This window comes from Microbacterium foliorum (genome assembly GCF_003367705.1).
Taxonomy (GTDB): domain Bacteria; phylum Actinomycetota; class Actinomycetes; order Actinomycetales; family Microbacteriaceae; genus Microbacterium; species Microbacterium foliorum.
Window position 1 is genome coordinate 3,051,339 of sequence record NZ_CP031425.1, and the last position, 19,290, is coordinate 3,070,628.

17 protein-coding genes are annotated in these 19,290 nt (G+C 71.0%); 6 read left to right on the forward strand and 11 right to left on the reverse strand.

The features are described from left to right. Positions 1-37 precede the first annotated feature (37 nt). Positions 38-328 carry a MerR family transcriptional regulator gene (locus tag DXT68_RS14455; protein ID WP_045253658.1) on the reverse strand — a complete coding sequence of 97 codons (291 nt, stop codon included), beginning with the start codon at positions 326-328 and terminating at the stop codon, positions 38-40. 126 nt (positions 329-454) lie between these two features. Here DXT68_RS14455 and DXT68_RS14460 point away from each other — a divergent pair, with 126 nt between their 5' ends. The 5 genes from DXT68_RS14460 (at position 455) to DXT68_RS14480 (ending at position 4,748) form a co-directional block, all read left to right on the forward strand. Then, a complete protein-coding gene (locus tag DXT68_RS14460; RefSeq protein WP_045253657.1) occupies positions 455-877 on the forward strand; it encodes an Hsp20/alpha crystallin family protein in 423 nt (140 codons plus the stop codon). A gap of 267 nt (positions 878-1,144) precedes the next feature. Continuing rightward, positions 1,145-2,221, forward strand: a complete 1,077-nt coding sequence (locus DXT68_RS14465) for an LLM class flavin-dependent oxidoreductase (protein ID WP_045253656.1) — start codon at positions 1,145-1,147, stop codon at positions 2,219-2,221. A 707-nt stretch (positions 2,222-2,928) separates the two neighbouring features. Further along, on the forward strand, positions 2,929-3,849 hold the full coding sequence (locus DXT68_RS14470; RefSeq protein WP_052677675.1) for an endonuclease domain-containing protein: 921 nt from the start codon (positions 2,929-2,931) through the stop codon (positions 3,847-3,849). A 26-nt stretch (positions 3,850-3,875) separates the two neighbouring features. After that, positions 3,876-4,199: a hypothetical protein gene (locus DXT68_RS14475; RefSeq protein WP_156149272.1), complete on the forward strand. Its 324-nt coding sequence runs from the start codon at positions 3,876-3,878 to the stop codon at positions 4,197-4,199. A 342-nt stretch (positions 4,200-4,541) separates the two neighbouring features. Then, complete coding sequence (locus tag DXT68_RS14480; protein WP_045253689.1) at positions 4,542-4,748, forward strand: hypothetical protein; 207 nt, start codon at positions 4,542-4,544, stop codon at positions 4,746-4,748. Positions 4,749-5,009: 261 nt separating this feature from the next. Here the strand turns inward: DXT68_RS14480 and pheA are convergent, their stop codons facing one another. Then, entirely contained in the window at positions 5,010-5,960 is a 951-nt protein-coding gene (pheA, locus tag DXT68_RS14485; protein WP_045253654.1) for a prephenate dehydratase, read from the reverse strand. A 62-nt stretch (positions 5,961-6,022) separates the two neighbouring features. Here pheA and pgm point away from each other — a divergent pair, with 62 nt between their 5' ends. Then, positions 6,023-7,666, forward strand: a complete 1,644-nt coding sequence (gene pgm, locus DXT68_RS14490) for a phosphoglucomutase (alpha-D-glucose-1,6-bisphosphate-dependent) (RefSeq protein ID WP_045253653.1) — start codon at positions 6,023-6,025, stop codon at positions 7,664-7,666. Positions 7,667-8,567: 901 nt separating this feature from the next. Here pgm and DXT68_RS14500 read toward each other — a convergent pair. The 9 genes from DXT68_RS14500 to DXT68_RS14540 form a co-directional block, all read right to left on the reverse strand. Next, positions 8,568-9,668 carry a glycerate kinase gene (locus tag DXT68_RS14500; protein WP_045253652.1) on the reverse strand — a complete coding sequence of 367 codons (1,101 nt, stop codon included), beginning with the start codon at positions 9,666-9,668 and terminating at the stop codon, positions 8,568-8,570. After that, positions 9,665-10,723, reverse strand: a complete 1,059-nt coding sequence (locus DXT68_RS14505) for a LacI family DNA-binding transcriptional regulator (protein WP_082068887.1) — start codon at positions 10,721-10,723, stop codon at positions 9,665-9,667. Before DXT68_RS14505 ends, DXT68_RS14500 begins: the two co-directional genes overlap by 4 nt. 83 nt (positions 10,724-10,806) lie before the next feature. Next, a complete protein-coding gene (locus tag DXT68_RS14510) occupies positions 10,807-11,580 on the reverse strand; it encodes a sugar phosphate isomerase/epimerase family protein (RefSeq protein WP_052677673.1) in 774 nt (257 codons plus the stop codon). 280 nt (positions 11,581-11,860) lie between these two features. After that, positions 11,861-12,724 carry a sugar phosphate isomerase/epimerase family protein gene (locus DXT68_RS14515; protein WP_045253651.1) on the reverse strand — a complete coding sequence of 288 codons (864 nt, stop codon included), beginning with the start codon at positions 12,722-12,724 and terminating at the stop codon, positions 11,861-11,863. After that, positions 12,721-13,950: a dihydrodipicolinate synthase family protein gene (locus DXT68_RS14520; protein ID WP_045253650.1), complete on the reverse strand. Its 1,230-nt coding sequence runs from the start codon at positions 13,948-13,950 to the stop codon at positions 12,721-12,723. The genes DXT68_RS14515 and DXT68_RS14520 overlap by 4 nt, the downstream gene beginning before the upstream one ends. A gap of 2 nt (positions 13,951-13,952) precedes the next feature. After that, entirely contained in the window at positions 13,953-15,116 is a 1,164-nt protein-coding gene (locus DXT68_RS14525; RefSeq protein ID WP_045253649.1) for a Gfo/Idh/MocA family protein, read from the reverse strand. Between the two features lie 660 nt (positions 15,117-15,776). Continuing rightward, on the reverse strand, positions 15,777-17,636 hold the full coding sequence (locus DXT68_RS17340) for an acyltransferase (RefSeq protein ID WP_045253648.1): 1,860 nt from the start codon (positions 17,634-17,636) through the stop codon (positions 15,777-15,779). Continuing rightward, the gene (locus DXT68_RS14535) at positions 17,633-18,607 is read right to left on the reverse strand and encodes a hydroxyacid dehydrogenase (RefSeq protein ID WP_244268160.1); all 975 of its coding nucleotides are present in this window, start codon (positions 18,605-18,607) and stop codon (positions 17,633-17,635) included. The genes DXT68_RS17340 and DXT68_RS14535 overlap by 4 nt, the downstream gene beginning before the upstream one ends. After that, complete coding sequence (locus tag DXT68_RS14540) at positions 18,604-19,290, reverse strand: DUF624 domain-containing protein (protein ID WP_045253647.1); 687 nt, start codon at positions 19,288-19,290, stop codon at positions 18,604-18,606. Before DXT68_RS14540 ends, DXT68_RS14535 begins: the two co-directional genes overlap by 4 nt.

Consider the following 19,290-nt stretch of genomic DNA (forward strand, 5'->3'; position numbering starts at 1 on the left):
TCACGCTACTGCGCGGATCGCCGGTGCACGCAGCCCCTCAGTCGGACGTCGCGGTGTCCTCCAGCGCCGCGCGCAGGCCGGTGTTCTCGTCCTGCAGCGCGAGGACGCGAGCGATGCCGACGATGTTGACGCCGTCGTCACGCAGTGCCGCCGCCCGACGCAGCCGATCGATGTCGTCCTCGCTGTACCGCCTGGTTCCCCCCTCGCTGCGGGCCGGCGTCAGCAGACCTCTGCTCTCGAACAGGCGCAGGGTGGCCTCGGGGAGGTCTACGAGCTGCGCGGCGACGGCGATGCCGTACAGGGGCGTGCGGGGGTCGCGGCGGATCATGCGTCGAGATCCCTTCGATCGACTTGCGGTGTTCTGAGATTTGTTCTATAAAAAATCTACACCACGCGATGCAGATTATCTGCATCACACATCCGCCCTCCTGGGCCGCTCGAAAGGAGAAACCTCATGGCACTGACCTTCGATCCCTTCAGCCAGCTCGATCGCTTCGCCGCGAGTGTGCTGGACTCCGGCCGCGCTCCCCGGCTGATGCCGGTGGACCTCTACCGCGACGGCGACCGCTACGTCCTGCACGCCGATCTGCCGGGCGCCGACCCAGGGTCGATCGACGTCGACCTCGACGGGGGCCAGCTCACGATCCGCGCCCAGCGCACGGCCGACACCCGCGACGGCGCGCGCTGGCTCGCCCGTGAACGCGGTGCCGGGTCGTTCCTGCGTCAGTTCACGCTCGGCGACGGCGTCGACCTCGACGGCATCAGCGCCGCGTACGAGAGCGGTGTGCTGTCGGTGATCATCCCGGTGAGCGAACGAGCGAAGCCACGCAAGATCACCGTGGAATCGGCGGAGCAGCCTCAGGCCATCGACGCCTGAGCGCGACCGTGGGGCGGGCGGGCTTCGCCGCCCGCCCCACGGTTCGTCTTCCTCCCGACGTGTCGCGGCGTTCTCCTCCCGACGCGTCGCGGCGTTCTCCGTCTTACGTGTCGCGGCGTTCTCCGTCTTACGTGTCGCGGCGTTCTCCGTCTTACGTGTCGCGGCGTCTTCCGTCCTCCGCGTCGCGGCCCCGCGTCCGTCCGTTCCGCATCGGGGCGTCCGTTCCGCATCGGGAATGCGTCGCGGGGGTCCGGCGTTGGGGTCGGGGTGACTGCTCTCTCCGTTCTCGACCTCGTCCCGGTGCGTACCGGGCAGACCAGCGCCGAGGCCATCACGGCCTCCCTGTCCCTCGCGGCCGTCGCCGACCGACTCGGCTATCGCCGCTTCTGGTTCGCGGAGCACCACAACATGCCCGCCGTGGCATCCACCACTCCCCCGGTCCTGATCGCGGCTGCGGCGATGCGCACGTCGAAGATCCGCCTGGGTTCCGGCGGCGTCATGCTGCCCAATCACGCGCCGCTGATCGTGGCCGAGCAGTTCGCCGCACTCGAGGCCATCGCCCCCGGACGCATCGACCTCGGTCTGGGACGCGCGCCCGGCAGCGACCCCGTGATCACGCAGCTGCTGCGCGGATCGGGCACCACGAGCGACGTCGAGCAGTTCCCCCGCCATGTGCAGGACATCGGTGCCCTCGTGTCGGGCGACGGCGCCTCGCTGCGTTTCACCTCAGGCGGCGAATACACCGTGCGGGCCACCCCGGCTGCGACCGGCGCCCCGGTCGTGTGGCTGCTCGGATCGAGCGACTACTCGGCCCAGCTCGCCGCCTCGCACGGACTGCCCTACGTGTTCGCGAACCACTTCTCGGGGCAAGGTCTCGAGCGCGCCCTCGATCTCTATCGCACGGGCTACCAGCCGAGCGAGGAGCACCCCGAGCCGCAGACGTTCCTCACCGTGAACGCCGTGGCCTCGCCCACGCAGCACGAGGCTGAGGCTCGCGCCCTGCCGCAGCTGCGCATGATGGCGAGGCTGCGCCTGAACAAGCCGCTGGTCGCGCTCGAGACCGTCGAAGAGGCACTGGCCGCCGAGACGGATGCCGCGACCGACCAGGTCGTCGAAGCCGCGCGTTCGCGGTGGTTCGTCGGCACCGGTGACTCGGTCGCCGCCGAGGTGCGCGAGTTCGCCGCGAAGTACGGCGTCGACGAGGTCATGCTGTCTCCGGTCGCCGGGGCGTACGAGTCCGAGCCGCGCGACAGCGCCGACGGTCGCGCTCAGACGCTCGAGCTCGTCGCGGCCGCGGCGTCGGGCGCGGCGTCGGGCGCGGCGTCGGGCGCGTCCGCGGCGTAGGCGTAGGCCTCGTCCGCGGCGTAGGCCTCGTCCGGTCCGGTCCGGAGGGCGTGCGGCGCTCCGGCGTCCCTGCACCGACCCGTGCCCCGTCTTCCGCACCTTGCACGTCGATCCGGCGTCCGCGCCCCGACCGGCGCCCCGCCTTCCGTGCCTCGTGCGTCGATCCGGCGTCCGCGCCCCGACCGGCACCGGCCGCGTCCAGGCGGGGTCGATTTCACACCGGAAAGCCCGCTTGGGGATGCGGAAACGACCCCGCCCCGTCCGGCGGGTGACGAAGTGACCCCGCACCGACAGCCGGATGCCGAAGTGGCCCCGCATACGTGGCCGACACCGCGACCCGAGCGACCCGCCCAGGCGGGGTCGAAATCGCATCCCAAACGCCGCTGTGGGAGGCGAAACTGACCCCGCACCGACAGCCGGATGCCGAAGTGACCCCGCACACGCGACCGACACCGGGACCCGGGCGATCCGCCCAGGCGGGGTCGAAATCGCATCCGAAACGCCGCGGTGGGATGCGAAACTGACCCCGCACACGTGGCCGAATGCCGAAGTGACCCCGCACCGGGCACGGGACCGGTCCCGGAGCGCGACGCAACGGACTCACGAGCTGCGCGCGGATATTGTCCACAGGCGCGACTTGTCCACAACTCCCGGGAATCCGGCGACGAAGATGCCCGACCCCTGCGCTGGGCACGCATCCTTGTCGGATGCGCCATCGGATCCTCCTGCCCGACGAACTCGGCCGCCATTTCACCGTGCGGCAGGCCGCGGCCGCGGGCGTGGGTCGTGGCCGTGCGGCTGCGCCCGATCTCGACCGTCCGTTTCGCGGCGTCCGTTCGATCAGGGCTGCGGAGACGGCGCTCGAGCGCGTTGCCGCCCTGGCGCCCCGACTTCGACACGGCCAGCTCATCGGCGGGGAGACGGCGATGCGGGTGTGGGGCTATCCGCATCCCGGCACCTGGAGCATCGACGCACCGATCACCGTGGTCGTGACGACCGGTTCGGCCCGTGTCCGCAGCCGCGGCATCACCGGCCTGCGCTTGGCAGAGGGCCGCGCGCATCCCTGGCGAATCGGCGAGATCCCGGGCGTCGATCCGGTCACGGCGCTGTTCATGTGCGCGGGGACGCTCACCGACGATCAAATGGTCATCGCTCTCGACGCCATGACCAGCACGGCGGACAACTACCCCGGACTGCGTGAGGGGCGTCCGACGCTCACCCCGATCGATATCGAGCAGTGCCTGCGGGCCTGGGTCCGGTTCCCCGGTTCCCGACGAGTCCGAGACGGGCTGTCCCGCACGCGTGACGGAGTGGAATCTCCGAAGGAGACCGAGACGCGTCTGCTCCTCGCGACAGGCGGTCTTCCTGAGCCCGTCGTGCAGCACGAGATCCACGAGAACGGCGTGCTCATCGCGCGAAGCGATCTCGCCTATCCCGACCTCAAGATCGCGATCGAGTACGAGGGCGATGGCCACCGCACCAGCCGCGACCAGTGGCGGCGCGATGTTCAGCGACAACGAGAGCTCGAGGATCTCGGATGGATCGTCATCCGGGTGACCCAGCTCGACCTCGTCGACACCCGACCGCTGCTGGACCGCATCCGGCGTGCGGTGGCATCCCGCCGCTGACTCCCGCCTTCTCCTCCCTCGCGTCCTTGCCCCTGCCCCTGCCCCCGCACCGCCGCACCGCCGAGCGGGGCCACTTCCGCACCCGGCTGTCTGTGCGGGGCCACTTCCGCATCCGCCCCTCGGTGCGGGGCCACTTCCGCATCCGGCTGTCTGTGCGGGGCCACTTCCGCATCCGCCCCTTCGAGTGGGGCCAGTTCCGCATCCGCCCCTTCGAGTGGGGCCACTTCCGCACCCGGCTGTCTGTGCGGGGCCACTTCCGCACCCGCCCCTTCGAGTGGGGCCAGTTCCGCATCCCCAAGCGGCCTTTCCGATGCGGAACCGACCCCGCCCAGATCGCGATGCGAAACTGACCCCGCCGCCCCTCCGACCACCCGAGCCTCCGAGGGCCGCCACTTCCGCACCCGGCCCTCCGTGCGGGGCCACTTCCGCACTCGGCTCTCGGTGCGGGGCCACTTCCGCATCCCCAAGCGGCCTTTCCGATGCGAAATCGACCCCGCCCAGATCGCGATGCGAAATCGACCCCGCTCAGATCGCGGCTCGCGGTGCGAACGGGCACCGGCACGGGCACGGGCACGGGCACGGGCACGGGCACCGGCACCGCGAACCGGCACGGGCGAGCGCGACACGTCTGGCGGGGCTGGTATTCCGGTGCCCCGAGGCGTAGCGTCACCGTCAACGGAAGGGGTTCGATGATGAGCACCAAAACCCTGGCCCTCTGGGTGGCCTACGGGACGAACGGCGTGGTCGGCAGCATCCGTCACGACGACGAGGGCTACACGGTCGTGATGGCGGGATCCGACGCCGCATCCGGCGTGTACCCGAATCTCGAGTCGGCCAAGGGCGCATTGCATGCGCGGATGCGGCCGGGAAGCGATTGGCCGAGGTTCCAAGAGCACTGACGGCGGAGCACAGCGCCGGACGAGGCCGAGCGCGAGCGGGCGCCGGTCATCGCCGAGGTTCCCAGAGCACTGACGGCGGGGTACAGCGCCGGACGACGCCGAGCGCGAGCGGCGCCGGTCATCGCCGAGGTTCCCAGAGCAAAGCCCTGCGCGACAGGCAGAGCACTGAAAGCCCTGCGCGTCGGGCACAAGCGCTGACGGCCCTGCACGCCGGGCTACCGGCCGCGCGACCCGCCGCGACGGTCCCCGCAGTCGCGCCGACTACGCCTCCGGCTCACCCGAGAGGATCGCTCGCAGCCAGTCGCGCGCCTCGACGAAGATCTCGTCGGAGTACCGCTCCGGGTACTGGACGATCTGGCGGTCGGCCCGCGGGTACGACCCGAGGAACACCACGCGCGGGCTGAAACGACGGATGCCGAGCAGCGCGTCGGCCATGCGCTCGTGCTCGATGTGCCCGTCGGCATCGATCACGAATCGGTAGCGGCCGAGCTCGTCGCCGATCGGGCGCGACTGGATCAGCGACAGGTTGATGCCTCGCGTCGAGAACTGCTCGAGCATCTCGAGCAGCGACCCGGGGTGGTCGTTCGGGAGCTCGACGATGAGCGAGGTCTTGTCGGCGCCGGTCGGCGCGGGGGCCGTGGTCGTGCGGGTCACGAGCACGAAGCGGGTCACGGCCTGCGCGTTGTCGCCGATCCCCTCGGCAAGGACGTCGACGTCCAGGTGCTTCACGACACCGGGGGCGGCGATGGCCGCCTGCACCGGGAGGCTGCCGTCGAGCATCCCGATCGCCGAAGCGACGTTGCTCGCGGCGGGCACATGGGAATGGGTCGGCAGGTGGGTGCCGAGCCAGCCATGACACTGCGCGTAGGCCACGGGGTGTGCGGCGATGACCTGCACATGCGACAGCGCGGTGCCGCGCGGGGCGACCAGCACGAAGTTCACCGGCACCAGATACTCGCCGACGATCCGCAGCCCGGGCAGGGTGGCCAGAGCATCCTGCGTGGTCGAGACGCCACCCTCGATCGAGTTCTCGATCGCGATCATGGCTGCGTCGCTGCGTCCTTCGAGCACGTCCGCCAGCGCTTCGCCCACGTTGTGCACCGCACGCCTGTCCTGACCACGCGCGTCGGCGACCTGATCGAGTGCCGCTTCGGTGAACGTTCCGGCGGGGCCGAGATAGCTGTAGGTGCGGCGTGCAGTCACGCGTTTCACCTTAGGGCACCTGCAGATGCCCAGAAGATGCGCGCAGCCCCGGATGGGGGCAGACTGTCTGCATGACGAGCCGTGCCGGCCTCCCCGCGGAGGAAACTGACCTCATCGATGTCGACGAACTGATCGCCGCCTATTACGATCGCATCCCCGACCCCGGTGTCGCCGCCGAGAGGGTCGCGTTCGGTACGAGCGGCCACCGCGGATCCTCGCTCACGGGCAGCTTCAACGAGAACCACATCCTCGCGACGACGCAGGCGATCGTCGACTACCGCGCGAGTCAGGGCATCACCGGTCCCCTGTTCCTCGGTCGCGACACCCACGCCCTCTCGCTGCCCGCCGAGCGCAGTGCCATCGAGGTGCTCGTCGCGAACGGGGTCGACGTCCGTGTCGACTCGCGTGACGCATGGGTCCCGACACCTGCGCTCAGCCACGCCATCCTCACCTTCAACCGCGACCTCCCCGCGGATGCCGCCGGCCGCGCCGACGGCATCGTCGTGACTCCCTCGCACAACCCCCCGCGCGACGGCGGCTTCAAGTACAACCCGCCGCACGGAGGACCCGCCGACACCGACGCGACCGGGTGGATCGCCGACCGCGCCAACGAGCTGATCGCCGGCGGACTGGTCGATGTGAAGCGCGAGCGCTTCGCCGACGTCGACTGGGATGCGATCCCGGGCTACGACTTCCGTGACGCGTACGTGCGCGACCTCGCGACGATCATCGACATGGATGCGATCCGCAATGCCGGTGTGCGCATCGGCGCAGACCCCCTCGGCGGCGCGTCCGTCGAGTACTGGGCGCTCATCAAGGAGGTGTACGACCTCGACCTCACCGTCGTGAACCCCGAGGTCGACCCCACGTGGCGCTTCATGACGCTGGACTGGGACGAGAAGATCCGCATGGATCCGTCCTCTCCCTCGGCCATGGCCTCGCTCGTCGCCAAGAAGGGCGACTTCGACGTGCTGACCGGCAACGACGCCGACGCCGACCGCCACGGCATCGTCACTCCCGACGCCGGGCTGATGAACCCGAACCACTACCTGGCCGTCGCGATCGACTACCTGTTCTCGCACCGCTCCGAGTGGCCCCGCGACGCCGCGATCGGCAAGACCCTCGTGTCGTCGATGATCATCGACCGGGTGGCCGAGTCGCTCGGTCGTCGCCTGCTCGAGGTGCCGGTCGGCTTCAAGTGGTTCGTTCCCGGGCTGCTCGACGGATCGGTGGCCTTCGGCGGCGAGGAGTCGGCCGGTGCGTCGTTCCTGCGGTTCGACGGCTCCGTGTGGTCGACCGACAAGGACGGCATCCTGCTGTGCCTGCTCGCGGCGGAGATCATCGCCGTCACCGGCAAGACGCCGTCGGAGCGGTATGCCGAACTCGAGCAGGCGTTCGGGTCGTCGGCCTATCAGCGGGTCGACGCTCCGGCGACGCCCGCGCAGAAGGCGACGCTGGGCAAGCTGGCCCCGGATGCCGTCTCGGCGACGACCCTCGCGGGCGAGGACATCACGGCCAAGCTCTCGCACGCACCGGGCAACGGCGCCGCGATCGGCGGGCTGAAGGTGCAGACCGAGCACGCGTGGTTCGCCGCGCGGCCGTCGGGCACCGAGGATGTCTACAAGCTGTACGCCGAGAGCCTGCGCGGACCCGAGCATCTCGCCGAGGTGCAGGCCGAGGCCCGCGCCGTGGTGTCGGCCGCTCTCGGAGGCTGAGTCCCGATCCGTCTCGCTGCCTTCTGCCCCCGCACGTCGTCTCGTGCGGGGGCAGAGTGCATCCGGGGCGGGCGCGCGTGCTCGAGCCGGCGTCCGTGCGGGGCAGGGTGCGGGTGCGGGTGCGGGTGCGGGTGCGGGTGCGGGTGCGGGTGCGGGGCCACTTTCGCACCGAGGTCGGCCAATTCCCGAGCAGGGTCACTTTCGCACCGAGGCCGGCCAATTCCCGAGCAGGGTCAAAAACACACCCCGATAGGCCGATCCCGATGCGCAAGTGGCCCCGCCCGGCATCCGCGGTGCGAAACTGACCCCGCCCGGCATCCCCGGTGCGAAACTGACCCCGCCTGGCGAGCGGGCGAAAGCCGGGCCGAAGCCTCCTGCACAGGGCGGCTGCGAGGTCGAGAATCCGAGCGGGGCCAAGAACACACCCCGATAGGCCGATCCCGATGCGCAAGTGGCCCCGCCCGGCATCCGCGGTGCGAAACTGACCCCGCCCGGCATCCGCGGTGCGAAACTGACCCCGCCCGGCGAGCGGGCGAAAGCCGGACCGAAGCCTCCTGCACAGGGGGGCTGCGAGGTCGGCCGATTCCCATGCGGGGTCAAAAACACACCCCGATAGGCCGATCCCGATGCGAAAGTGGCCCCGCCCGGCATCCGCGGTGCGAAAGTGACCCCGCCCGGCGAGCGGGCGAAAGCCCTACCGAAGCCCTATACAGGGCGGCTTCGAGGTCGAGAATCCGAGCGGGGCCAAAAACACACCCCGATAGGCCGATCCCGGTGCGAAACTGACCCCGCCTGGCGGGCACGCGAGCGGATGCGGGCACACGAGCGGATGCGGGCACGAGCGGATGCGAGCACCCGCCGCGCGGACCCGACGCGGGCACCGCCGCGCGGACGCGCCGGATCAGAGCGAGTGGGCGAGCACCGCGCCGGCCTCGCGCAACCACCGCGCGGGTTCGGCGAGCGCGGCATCGGCCGACCCCGCGAGGTCGGTCAACGACGCGGATGCCGCGAAGACCCCCGTGTCGGCGTCGGCGGTGATCCGTCCGGCAGCGAGCAGGGGCGTCACCCCGGCCCCGGTCGCGAGGGCGGCGATGAACGAGGGCACCTTGCCGTCGCCGGACTGCCCGTCGTACGACCCTTCCCCCGTGATGACCACATCGGCGTCGGCGACGGCATCCGCCAGTCCGATCAGGTCGGCCACCTCGGCCGCACCGGGAGCGAGGGTCGCCCCCCAGACGACGAGTGCTCCGCCGGTTCCGCCGGCGGCTCCCGTGCCGGGCAGAGCCGGATCGAGGGCGAGCAGCTCGGCGAGGCGCGCGAGCGCGGCATCCACTCCCGCGATGTCGTCGGCGGCGAGCCCCTTCTGCGGACCGAACACGGCAGCGGCCCCGCGGCCGCCGGTGAGCGGGTTGGTGACGTCGGTGAGCACCCGCACCTCGGGGGCCGCGCGCAGCCCGGCCAGATCGACGGAGGCGATGTCGGCGAGTCCCCGCGCTCCGCGCGCGACCGGCATCCCGCCCCGGTCGAGGAACCGGGCGCCGAGGGCAGCCAGCATGCCGGTTCCCCCGTCGGTCGACGCACTGGAGCCGATGCCGACCACCAGGCGCGAGACGCCGTGGTCGAGGGCGGCGACGATCGCCTGCCCGAAACCTGTCGTATCGGCATCCCAGGGGCGCAGCCGCGCGAGCAGTTCGATGCCCGAGGTCGACGCCAGATCGACGACGGCGGTGCCGCCGGGGGTCTCGCCGGTCGGCGGCAGCAGCAGCCAGCTCGTCTCGACGCGAGACCCCGCGGGTCCGTCGACCGCGACCGGCATCATCCGCGCGCCGGGCACCGCAGCCGCGAACGCCGCCACGGTGCCCTCGCCGCCGTCCGCCATCGGCCGGTGCACGAACGTGGCCGAGGGATCGACCGACGCCCACCCCTCGGCGAGGGATGCCGCAGCATCCGCCGCCGTGATCGTGCCCTTGAAGCTGTCGGGCGCGAGGACCACTCGGGTCATCGGGTGAGGCCGGGGGTGCTCGCGCGCACGGTGACCTCGAGCGGCAGCGGCGCCTGCGTCCAGTCGGCGTCGACCGTCGCGCGGAAGGCCTGGTAGCCGACCTCGGTCAGCGGCACGCGCACGGTCGTCAGCGCCGGGCTCACGTCACTGCTGGAGGGCACGTCGTCGAAGCCGCACACCGCGATGTCGGTGCCGATCTCGCGTCCTGCGTCGCGGATCGCCGCCATCGCGCCGATCGCGACGACGTCACTCATGCCGAACACGAGGGTGCCGGGTTCGACGCCCTGCGCGAGGGCATCGGACATCGCACGGGCTCCCGATTCCCGTCGGAAGTCGCCCCGGAGCACGCGGTCGACGCTGCCGCCGCCCGACTCGAAGCCGGCACGGAAGCCGGCGAGACGCTCGTCGGAGGTCAGCACTCCCTCGGCGGCGCCGATCGCGATCGCCGAACGGTAGCCGAGCGACGCCATCTGCCGGCCGAGCGCGGCGGCGCCCGCGCGGTTGTCGATCTCGACGTGACGGTTCTCGGCGCTGCCCGCTCCGAAGGTCACGACGCGTCCGCCGAAGCGGGCGTACTCCGCGAGTTCGCGGGCGGTGTCGGAGTCGGTCGGCTCATCGGTGCGGGAGGCGGCGAGGATCAGTCCCTGGGGGCGCTGTCCACGCAGGGCGCGCACGATGCGCGCTTCGCGGGCCGGGTCGCGTTCGGTGATCGCGATCGTCACGACGAGGCCCTGCTCGTCGGCGCCGCGCGCGACTCCTGCGGCGATCAGTCCGAAGTACGGGTCGGCGATGTCGGCGACGAGAAGGGCGATCACCGGCGAGCTGCCGCGGGCGGTCGCCTGCGCCGAGGCGTTGGCGGTGTATCCGAGTTCCGCGGCCGCCTGCTCCACTCGCTCGCGGAACGACTCCGCGACCTTGCGCTCAGACCCGTTCAGCACGCGGGATGCCGTGGCGAGCGAGACTCCGGCCTCGCGGGCCACGTCGTGCAGGGTCGGCGCCGTCCCTCGGGAGTGGCGCGGCTGGCGCGCGCGGGAAAGGCTTTCCTGCTGGCTCATGCCCTGAGCATACTGCGGGGCGGCCCCCGCGCCCGGGAGCCGACCGGTATCCCGCACCCGCGTGATCGCGGCGATGTCGGCCATCAGTTCGAGAGGTAGGAGCGCAGGGCCGCCGCCTCGCCGGGCAGCAGCGCCGGGTCGTCGTTCGGCACGAACTCGAGCAGGGCGTCGCGGGGCGGCCTCGGGGCCGAGAGCGCTTCGGCGAAGAAGCGCGTCCAGAGGGCATCCCGCGCCCGCAGCGGACGTCGTTCCTGCGCGGGCCACCACGAGAACACGTGCGCCGCACTGGTGTGCGCGGCGACCGCGCGGTACTCGCCCAGCACCTCGTCGACGGCGGCCCCGACCGTCGGCTGCCAGTAGGTGCTGAGCGCGGGACTGGCCACCTCGGCGAGCACCCGCAGCGCCGTCGGCGCCGTGTCGGCGAGGGTGCCGGAATGGAACTCCAGCGCCAGCTCGATCCCCCGTGCGGTCGACTCCGCCGTCGCGTCGCGCAGGCGCGAGATGACATCCGCCCAGTGCGAGGGCGACGCCTCCGCCGACCCGAGTTCGCCGGCCCAGACGCGCACCCGATCGACGCCGAGCGCCGCCGCGGTGTCCAGGATCGGTGCGAGGGGCTCATCACGCCCGGCGCGGAAGTACGATCCGTACGAGCACGACGTCAGCCCGGCATCTGTCGTCGCCTGCGCCACGGCGACGGCGCGCTCGACATCGCCCGGGGCGACGTGCACGTCGGCGCCCCACTCGACGACCTCGAGTCCGGCCTGCGCCGCGAGCTCGATCACCCGTTCTGCGGGCAGCGACCGGAAGGTCACCGAGCACAGGCCAGGTCGGATCGTTCCCGTTCGGATCTTCGTCATACGGTCATCATCTCAAGGGGCGGCACGCGGTCACGGCGTCTGTCTGCAGGACCGAAGCACGGATGCAGGACCCGACCGACATCCTCATCCTGCATCCGTGCCCGCGTCCTGCAGACGAACGGGGAGGACGAACGAGGCCGACGAACGAGGCCGACGAACGAGGGCCGACGAACGAGGACGCGAACGAGGGCTGACGAACGAGGGCCGACGAACGAAGGCCGGGACGCGAACGAGGACAGACTCATGCCGGCCTCGAACACCGCGATCGGCCACCCGTGCGTCACGTCAGGTGGGGCGAGACCGCGGCGCCGAACGCCTCGGCCGTGCGCCGCACGACGTTCTCGGGAGCATCCGCCCAGATGTCGGCGTGGAAGATCTCGACCTCGATGTCTCGGTCGTATCCGGTCTCGATCACCGCGCGAGTGAGCGAGCCGAAGTCGATCACGCCGTCGCCCGGGTAGTGGCGAGACAGCAGCACGTCGGCGGCGAGCGGGGTCTTCCAGTCGCACACCTGGTAGGTCGCGATGCGGCCCTCGCGGCCGGCGCGCGCGATCTGCTCGAGCACCTGCGGATCCCACCAGATGTGGAAGGTGTCGACCGCCGCGCCCACGACCTGCGCATCGAAGTCCGCCGCGATGTCGAGCGCCTGGCCGAGGGTCGACACGACCGCACGATCGGACGCGTACATCGGATGCAGCGGCTCGATCGCCAGCGTCACCCCCGCCGCCTTCGCGTCGGCGGCGAGATCTCCGATCGCATCGCGCACACGTTCACGCGCACCGATCAGGTCGCGGGACCCCGCCGGAAGGCCGCCTGCCACCAGGACGAGCACCGCCGTCGACCCCTCGGCCCCGGCGGCCGCGAGCGTCGCGGTCTCCTCGATCGCTCGACGGTTGTCGTCGAGCGCGGCGAGGCGCTCCGTGCCCTCGGGGAGGGTGAAGAACCCGCCGCGGCAGTGCGTGCTGAACCGGAGCCCCGAGTCGGCGAGCATCTGCGCGGCCCTGTCGAGTCCGACCTCGTGCACAGGCTCGCGCCACAGACCGATCGCCTGGATACCGGCATCCGCGGTCACCCGCAGTGCGGTCGCGAGGTCGGCGTGCTTGATCGTTGCCTGGTTGATCGACAGGCGAGGATCGACGGTCACCGTGCCACGCTCCCTGCATCGATGCCGTTCAGGCGCAGCATCCCGTGCCAGCGCTCGCGCGCGAGGTCGGGGTTCTCGAGCGCCAGAGAGTCGTTCGCCAGCTCGACGATGCGGCTCAGGTGCGGCAGGCTGCGTGCCGAGTGCAGGCCGCCGACCATCTGGAAGGCGGGCTGGTGCCCGTTGAGCCACGCGAGGAACGCGACGCCCGTCTTGTAGTAGAAGGTCGGAGTCGCGAACACCTGGCGGCTCAGTTCTTCGGTCGGCCCGAGGATCTCGAGGTAGCGTGCGGGGTCTCCGGCATCCAGAGCCTGGATCGCGGCGGACGCCACCGGCGTGATCGCCGCGAACGCGCCGAGCAGCGCGTCGGAGTGGCCCTCGCCCTGCCCCACTGTGTCGCCGCCGATCAGCCCGACGTAGTTGAAGTCGTCGCCCGTGAACATGCGCACGCCCTGCGTCGATTCCTGAGAGTGCAGGCGCTCGCGCACCGAGATCTCGGACTCGGCGTTCAGCAGGCTCATCTTCACGCCCGCGACCTTGTCGGGGTTCTCGGCGATGATGTCGAGCAGCACAGCGGATGCCGCCTGCCAGTCATCCGGAGCGCCACCCTGGCTCGACGACGACGAAGTGAAGTAGCCGGCGAGCTCGGGGTCGAAGGCCGGGCCGAGCCAGTGCAGCACCACCGGCACCGTGGCGGAGGAGAGCACCTCGCGGTAGACGCGACGGTAGTCGTCGGCGTTCTCGGCCACCCTGGCGAGGTGGCGAGAGGCCATGAGCACGGGCCCCGCCCCCTGCTCCTCGGTGAAGTGCAGCTGCGCGGTGTAGGCGTCGATGACCTGTTCGAGCGAGATGTGCGACTCGGCGATGTGGTCGGTGTTGACGCCGACCACGACCGAGCCGCCCTCCTCGCGGGCGACCTCGGCGCTGCGTGCGATGAGCTCGCGGGTCGCCGCGGCATCCAGTCCCATGTTCCGCTGCGCGGTGTCCATGGCATCGGCGACGCCGAGGCCCCAGGAGTAGACGTTGCGGCGGAACGCGAGCGTCGAATCCCAGTCGATGTCGGCGGGCCGGCCGGGGGTGTTGTCGGCGTGCACCTTCGGCACGACGTGGGCCGCGGCGTAGGCGACGCGGCTCTGCAGAGGGGCGGAGGGTCGCGTGTACCCACCGCCCTCGCGCAGCTCGGCATCCGTCACCGCACCCGCGGCGTCGAGGAGTCGGAGAGTGCTCATGCTCAGCCCAGGGTCAGCGGCGACAGGGCGACCTTGCGGCCCTCGGCGCTGGAGGTCAGGCCGGCCTCGGCGAACTGCACGCCGCGCGCTCCCGAGAGCAGGTCGAAGGGATACTTCGTGCCCTCGACGAACGAGACGAGGTACTCCTCCCACTGCTGACGGAACCCGTTGAGGAACACGTCGTTGGTGGGGATCTCCTGCCAGTCGGCGTCGTAGTCGTGCGAGTCCTCGAGGTCGGGGTTCCACACGGGCTTCGGCGTGGCGTTGCGGGGCTGGATCCTCGCGCCGAAGAGTCCGACGACCGCGGATCCGTGGGTGCCGTCGACCTGGAACTCGACGAGCTCGTCGCGGTTGACGCGCACGGTCCAGCTGGAGTTGATCTCGGCGACGATCCCGCCCTCGATCTCGAAGATGCCGTAGGCGGCATCTTCGGCGGTGGCGGTGTAGTGCTCGCCGTGCTCGTCCCAGCGGTCCGCGATGTGCACCGCGGCCTGGGCGTACACGCTCTTGACCTCGCCGAAGAGGTTCTCGAGCACGTAGTTCCAGTGCGGGAACATGTCGACGATGATGCCGCCGCCGTCTTCGGTGCGGTAGTTCCAGCTCGGGCGCTGCGCGGGCTGCCAGTCGCCCTCGAACACCCAGTAGCCGAACTCGCCGCGCACAGACAGGATGCGTCCGAAGAAACCGGAGTCGATGAGGCGCTTGAGCTTCTGCAGACCCGGGAGGTAGAGCTTGTCGTGCACGACGCCGGTCTTGACGCCGGCGGCATCCGCGAGGCGCGCGAGCTCGAGGGCCTCGTCGAGCGACTCGGCCGTGGGCTTCTCGGTGTAGATCGCCTTGCCTGCCGCGATCGCCTTGCGCAGCGCCGACGCGCGCGCTTTCGTCACGAGGAAGTCGGCGTAGATCTCCCACTTCGGATCGGCCAGCGCTGCGTCGAGGTCGGTCGTGTAGTCCTCGATGCCGTGCTTCGCGGCGAGCTCGGCGAGCTTCGCCTCGTTGCGGCCGACGAGGATCGGCTTCACCGTGATGCGGGATCCGTCGGGCAGCTCGATGCCGCCCCCGTCACGGATCGCGAGGATCGACCGCACCAGGTGCTGCCGGTAGCCCATGCGCCCGGAGACGCCGTTCATGATGATCCCGATCTCGCGGGTCGTCGCCTGTGACATTGCTGATCCGTTCTCTTCTTTCAGATCCCGCGTCTTCTGCGGGGAGATTCGTGTGGGCGATACTGAGCGGGTAAGCGCTTTCCGACAGCATGCCATGCCGGGGGGCGGGATGCAAGAAGACGCGGAAAACGCTCTCCTGGGGGTGCGGCGTGCGTGGTGGGCGCGTGGTGGGTGCGTGGTGGGTGCGTGGTGGGTGCCCGGCGGGTGCCCGGTGGGTGCGTGGTGGGTGCCCGTACCGGTGCGGGGTCGAAAACGCATCCGAATCGCCCGATACGGGTGCGAAAGTGACCCCGCACCGACCGAGGGCTGCGAAAGTGACCCCGCACCGACCGAGGGGGGTGGCGCGGGTGCGAAAGTGACCCCGCACCGCGGGCGGCTGCGAAACTGACCCCGTACCCGTGCGGGGTCGAAAACGCATCCGAGTCGCCCGATATGGGTGCGAAACTGACCCCGCACCGCGGGCGGCTGCGAAAGTGACCCCGTACCGGTGCGGGGTCGAAAACGCATCCGAATCGCCCGATACGGGTGCGAAACTGACCCCGCACCGGCGGAGGGGTGCGAAAGTGACCCCGCACCGCGGGCGGGGGTGGGGCGGATGCCGAATCGACCCCGCACCGGCCGGCGGATGCCGAAGTGACCCCGACTGCGGGCCGTCGGCGCTCATACGGCCCCGAGGGATACGGCCCCGAAGGCCGCGGACCCGAGGGACACGGCCCCGAGGTCCGCGGCCGGTTCCGGACGGTGCACGCCCCTCGGCTGGTAGCCGAGTTCGCCTGCGATCCCGAGGATGTCCGCGAGATACCAGACGATCGCGAGCCACATCTCGGTGCCCTGCAGGCCCGGCTCCGTCTCTGCGAGACCGCGGGTCGCCGCAGACGACTCACGGAAGCCGAAGCCCTCCCCCGGCCCCCACGCCTCGAGCGCGCCGGACAGCAGGCGCGCTGCGAGGCTCTGCACCTCGGCCGAGCGGTGACCCGTGCCGCGGGTCAGCCACAGCGGGTGCGCCACGTCGAGCACGTTGCACGCGTTGCGCATGCCCGGCGCGAACCAGCGAGGGTCTTCGGCATGCCTGAGCACAGTGTCGATCACCCGCTCAGGGTGCGGCAACGGCACCCCGAACTGCGCGAAGGTGCCTCGCGAGGCCCGGTAGAAACCGTTCACGACAGGCAGGAGCCCCCGGTCCGGCGTGGGGGAACCCCACATGCCCGTATCCGGGTCCGCGTTCAGCAGCAGCCAGCCGAACAGCGCCTCCACCACCCCGTCGGGGACCGGGATGCCGGCCTTTCCGGTCCACAGCAGTGCCGTGCCGAAGCCGTCGATGTGGTGCCCTGCGGTCCAGGCATCCGATGCCCAGGGCAGGCGCCGGCAGAACGCCACGACGCTGTCGGGTGTGGCCTGGGTCACCCAGGTGAGCGCTGCGGGGAACCTCGATCCGAGCAGATCGAGGCCGTACCCCGTACTCAGCACGTGATAGGCCGCATCACCGTCGGAGAAGTCGACCCCAGATCTCTGGCGCCCGTCAGCGTCGAGAGGCGCGACGGCACCGGTCGACGGGTTCTGCCAGGCATGCAGACGCCGGATCTGCTCGTCGACGGAGAGCTGCGGCGGTGCGGCGCCCGTCAGCAGATCGGCGATCTCGACGGCATCTGCCTGCGCCCTGATGGTCGCAGCGGCGCCGGGGCGATCGATGAACAGCCCGTCCTCGTCACTCCACGATCGGGCCAGCAGCGAGGCCGCATCCGCGCGCGCCCGGACTCCGAACCGAGCCAGCCGCTCGCCGAGGCCGCCCACGCCATCCGCGGCTCCCGGGCCGCCCGCGGCTCCCGGGCCGCCCGCGGCTCCGACTCCATCCACGACACCCCGGCCACCCCCGACCGTCGCGGCGTGTCCCGCATCCTCCGAGACCTCGAGCGCAGGCCCGGCACCGGCGCCCGGCGAGGACGCAGCACCGACCGGTTCGACGCGCCAGCGCAGGAAGCGCGCGGGGTTTCCTGCGACGATCGCGCCTGCCGGCACGTCCTTGGTGACCACGGCGCCCGCCGCGATGACCGCGTGCGAGCCGACGCAGACCCCGTCGAGGATCACGGCGTGCGACCCGATCCACACGTCATCGCCGACCACGATGCCCCTGCAGGTCAGCGGCTGCCGGAACACGGGCGTGCCGGGCTCCATCGAGTGGTTGAATCCCAGGATCGAGGTGTGCGCGCCGATGCGGACGGCATCGCCGAGAGTCACCCTCCCGCGGATGACGGTGTACGGGTTGATGCTGCAGTCGGCGCCCGCCGCGAGCTCACCCGACAGGTACGCCCCGGCAGCGATGTACGTGCGATCGCCGAGCCGAAGCACGTCGTGGTCGACCGACGCGAGGTGCGAGATGAAGCACCGTTCACCGAGCCGGCGCTCGGGGTACCCCTCGGTGAGCACGCGCTGACGCTCGAGCTGCTCCTCGCGCTGGGACCGGTCGGCATCGCGCCAGAAGTCCCAGGGCGAGAACTCCCGCGGATCGACGGCCTCGCTCATGCGCTCAGCTCCATGTCCACTCGCGTGATCACCTGTGACGGCACACCGCCATGCAACAGCGCCTCGACGTCGTCGAGGGCCGAATCGGCGAGCCGCCGAGCCTCGGTCCCCATGGAGCCGGCGATGTGCGGGGTGAGCGCGACGTTCGGCAGCCCGCGCAGCGCCGAATCGAACGGCAGCGGATCGGGTTCGGTGACGTCGAGCACGGCATCCAGTCGTCCCGACCCGCACTCGGCGAGCAGCGCCTCGTGATCGAGGATCCAGCCGCGTGCGGTGTTGATGATCGTGGCGCCGTCACGGAGCGCCGCCAGCTCCGCCGCGCCGATCATGTGCCGGGTCTCGGGCAGCGCGGGTGCGTGCAACGACAGAACGTCCACCTGTCCGAGCATCTCGCCGAGGGGCAGCAGTTCCGCCCCGGCGGCGGCCACGGTCTGCGGCGAGACGAAGGGGTCGGCGACGAGGATGCGGATGTCGTCGAGCTGCCCCAGCATCCGCACCACCCTGCGTCCGATCCTCGAGAAGCCGACGACGCCGACGGTCCGGCCGACGCTGCCGTACCGCGTGGAGCCCACCAGATCACGCCACTCGAGCACCGTGGACGGCGAGCGCATGTGCACGAAGGCGCGCTTGAAGGCGAGGATGATCGCGGCGAAGGTGTACTCGGCGACCGGCACCGCGTTGGCGTCGGCTGCCGAGGTCACGGTGATGTCGCGGCGCCACAGATCGTCGGAGACGAGCTGCTGCACGCTGCCCGCGGCATGCACCACGGCGCGCAGTCGCGGCATCCGGTCGAGGAGCTCCGCGTCGAGACGCGGGGCACCCCACGAGGTGAGCAGGATCTCGGTGTCGCTGAGATCGCCCTCGTCGATCGCGAGCCGGGGCGATGTCGCCAGTGCCCGCAGTCGCGTGAGGCGCGCGTCGTCGAAGAGCAGATCGAAGACGTCGGGACTCATCGCCGTGCGGACCGTCACGCGCGCACTCCTTCGACGTCGAGCACCGCTTCGATGTCGAGCACGGGGCGGAGAGTGAACCGACTGTTCGCCCACGCCACATACAGCGCAGGCGCGCAGGTCAGACCGATCGCGATCGCGGGCATGGTGGTGAAGAGTCCGATCTGCACGCCGAGCACGGCGAGGGAGAGCGCCGTGAGATACCACCGCCGCACGCAGAGGTACAGCACGGCTCTGACGATGTCGCGCATCCGCGCACCGGGCGCCTCTGCCAGAGCGACGAGCGCCACCAGGGCGGTGGCCACCGCGATCACCGTGAGCAGCGCCAGCACCGGCACGATCATGACGGATGCCGCCGATTCCGAGACGGCTCGCACATCGACGAGCAGCACGACGACGGATGCCGTGGCCGCCGCGCCGATCAGCATGGCCTTGCGGGCCGTCGCCTTCCAGCCGCGGAGGAAGGAGCGCACCACCTGCGGTTCGCCGCGGCCGTGCTCACGGAATGCGGTGAACGCTCCGGTCAGCGCCGGCGCGGCCAGCGGTGCCGCGAGCGTCAGGAGCGGCCACGACAGTGCAGGGTCGGTGGTGATCAGCAGCACCACGAGCGGGGAGGCCGTGACGAGCACGAGGAAGTTCACCATCAGGCCCAGGTAGACGACTCCGAGGATCGAGGCCCACGCGTCGTGCGAGATGCGCTTCAT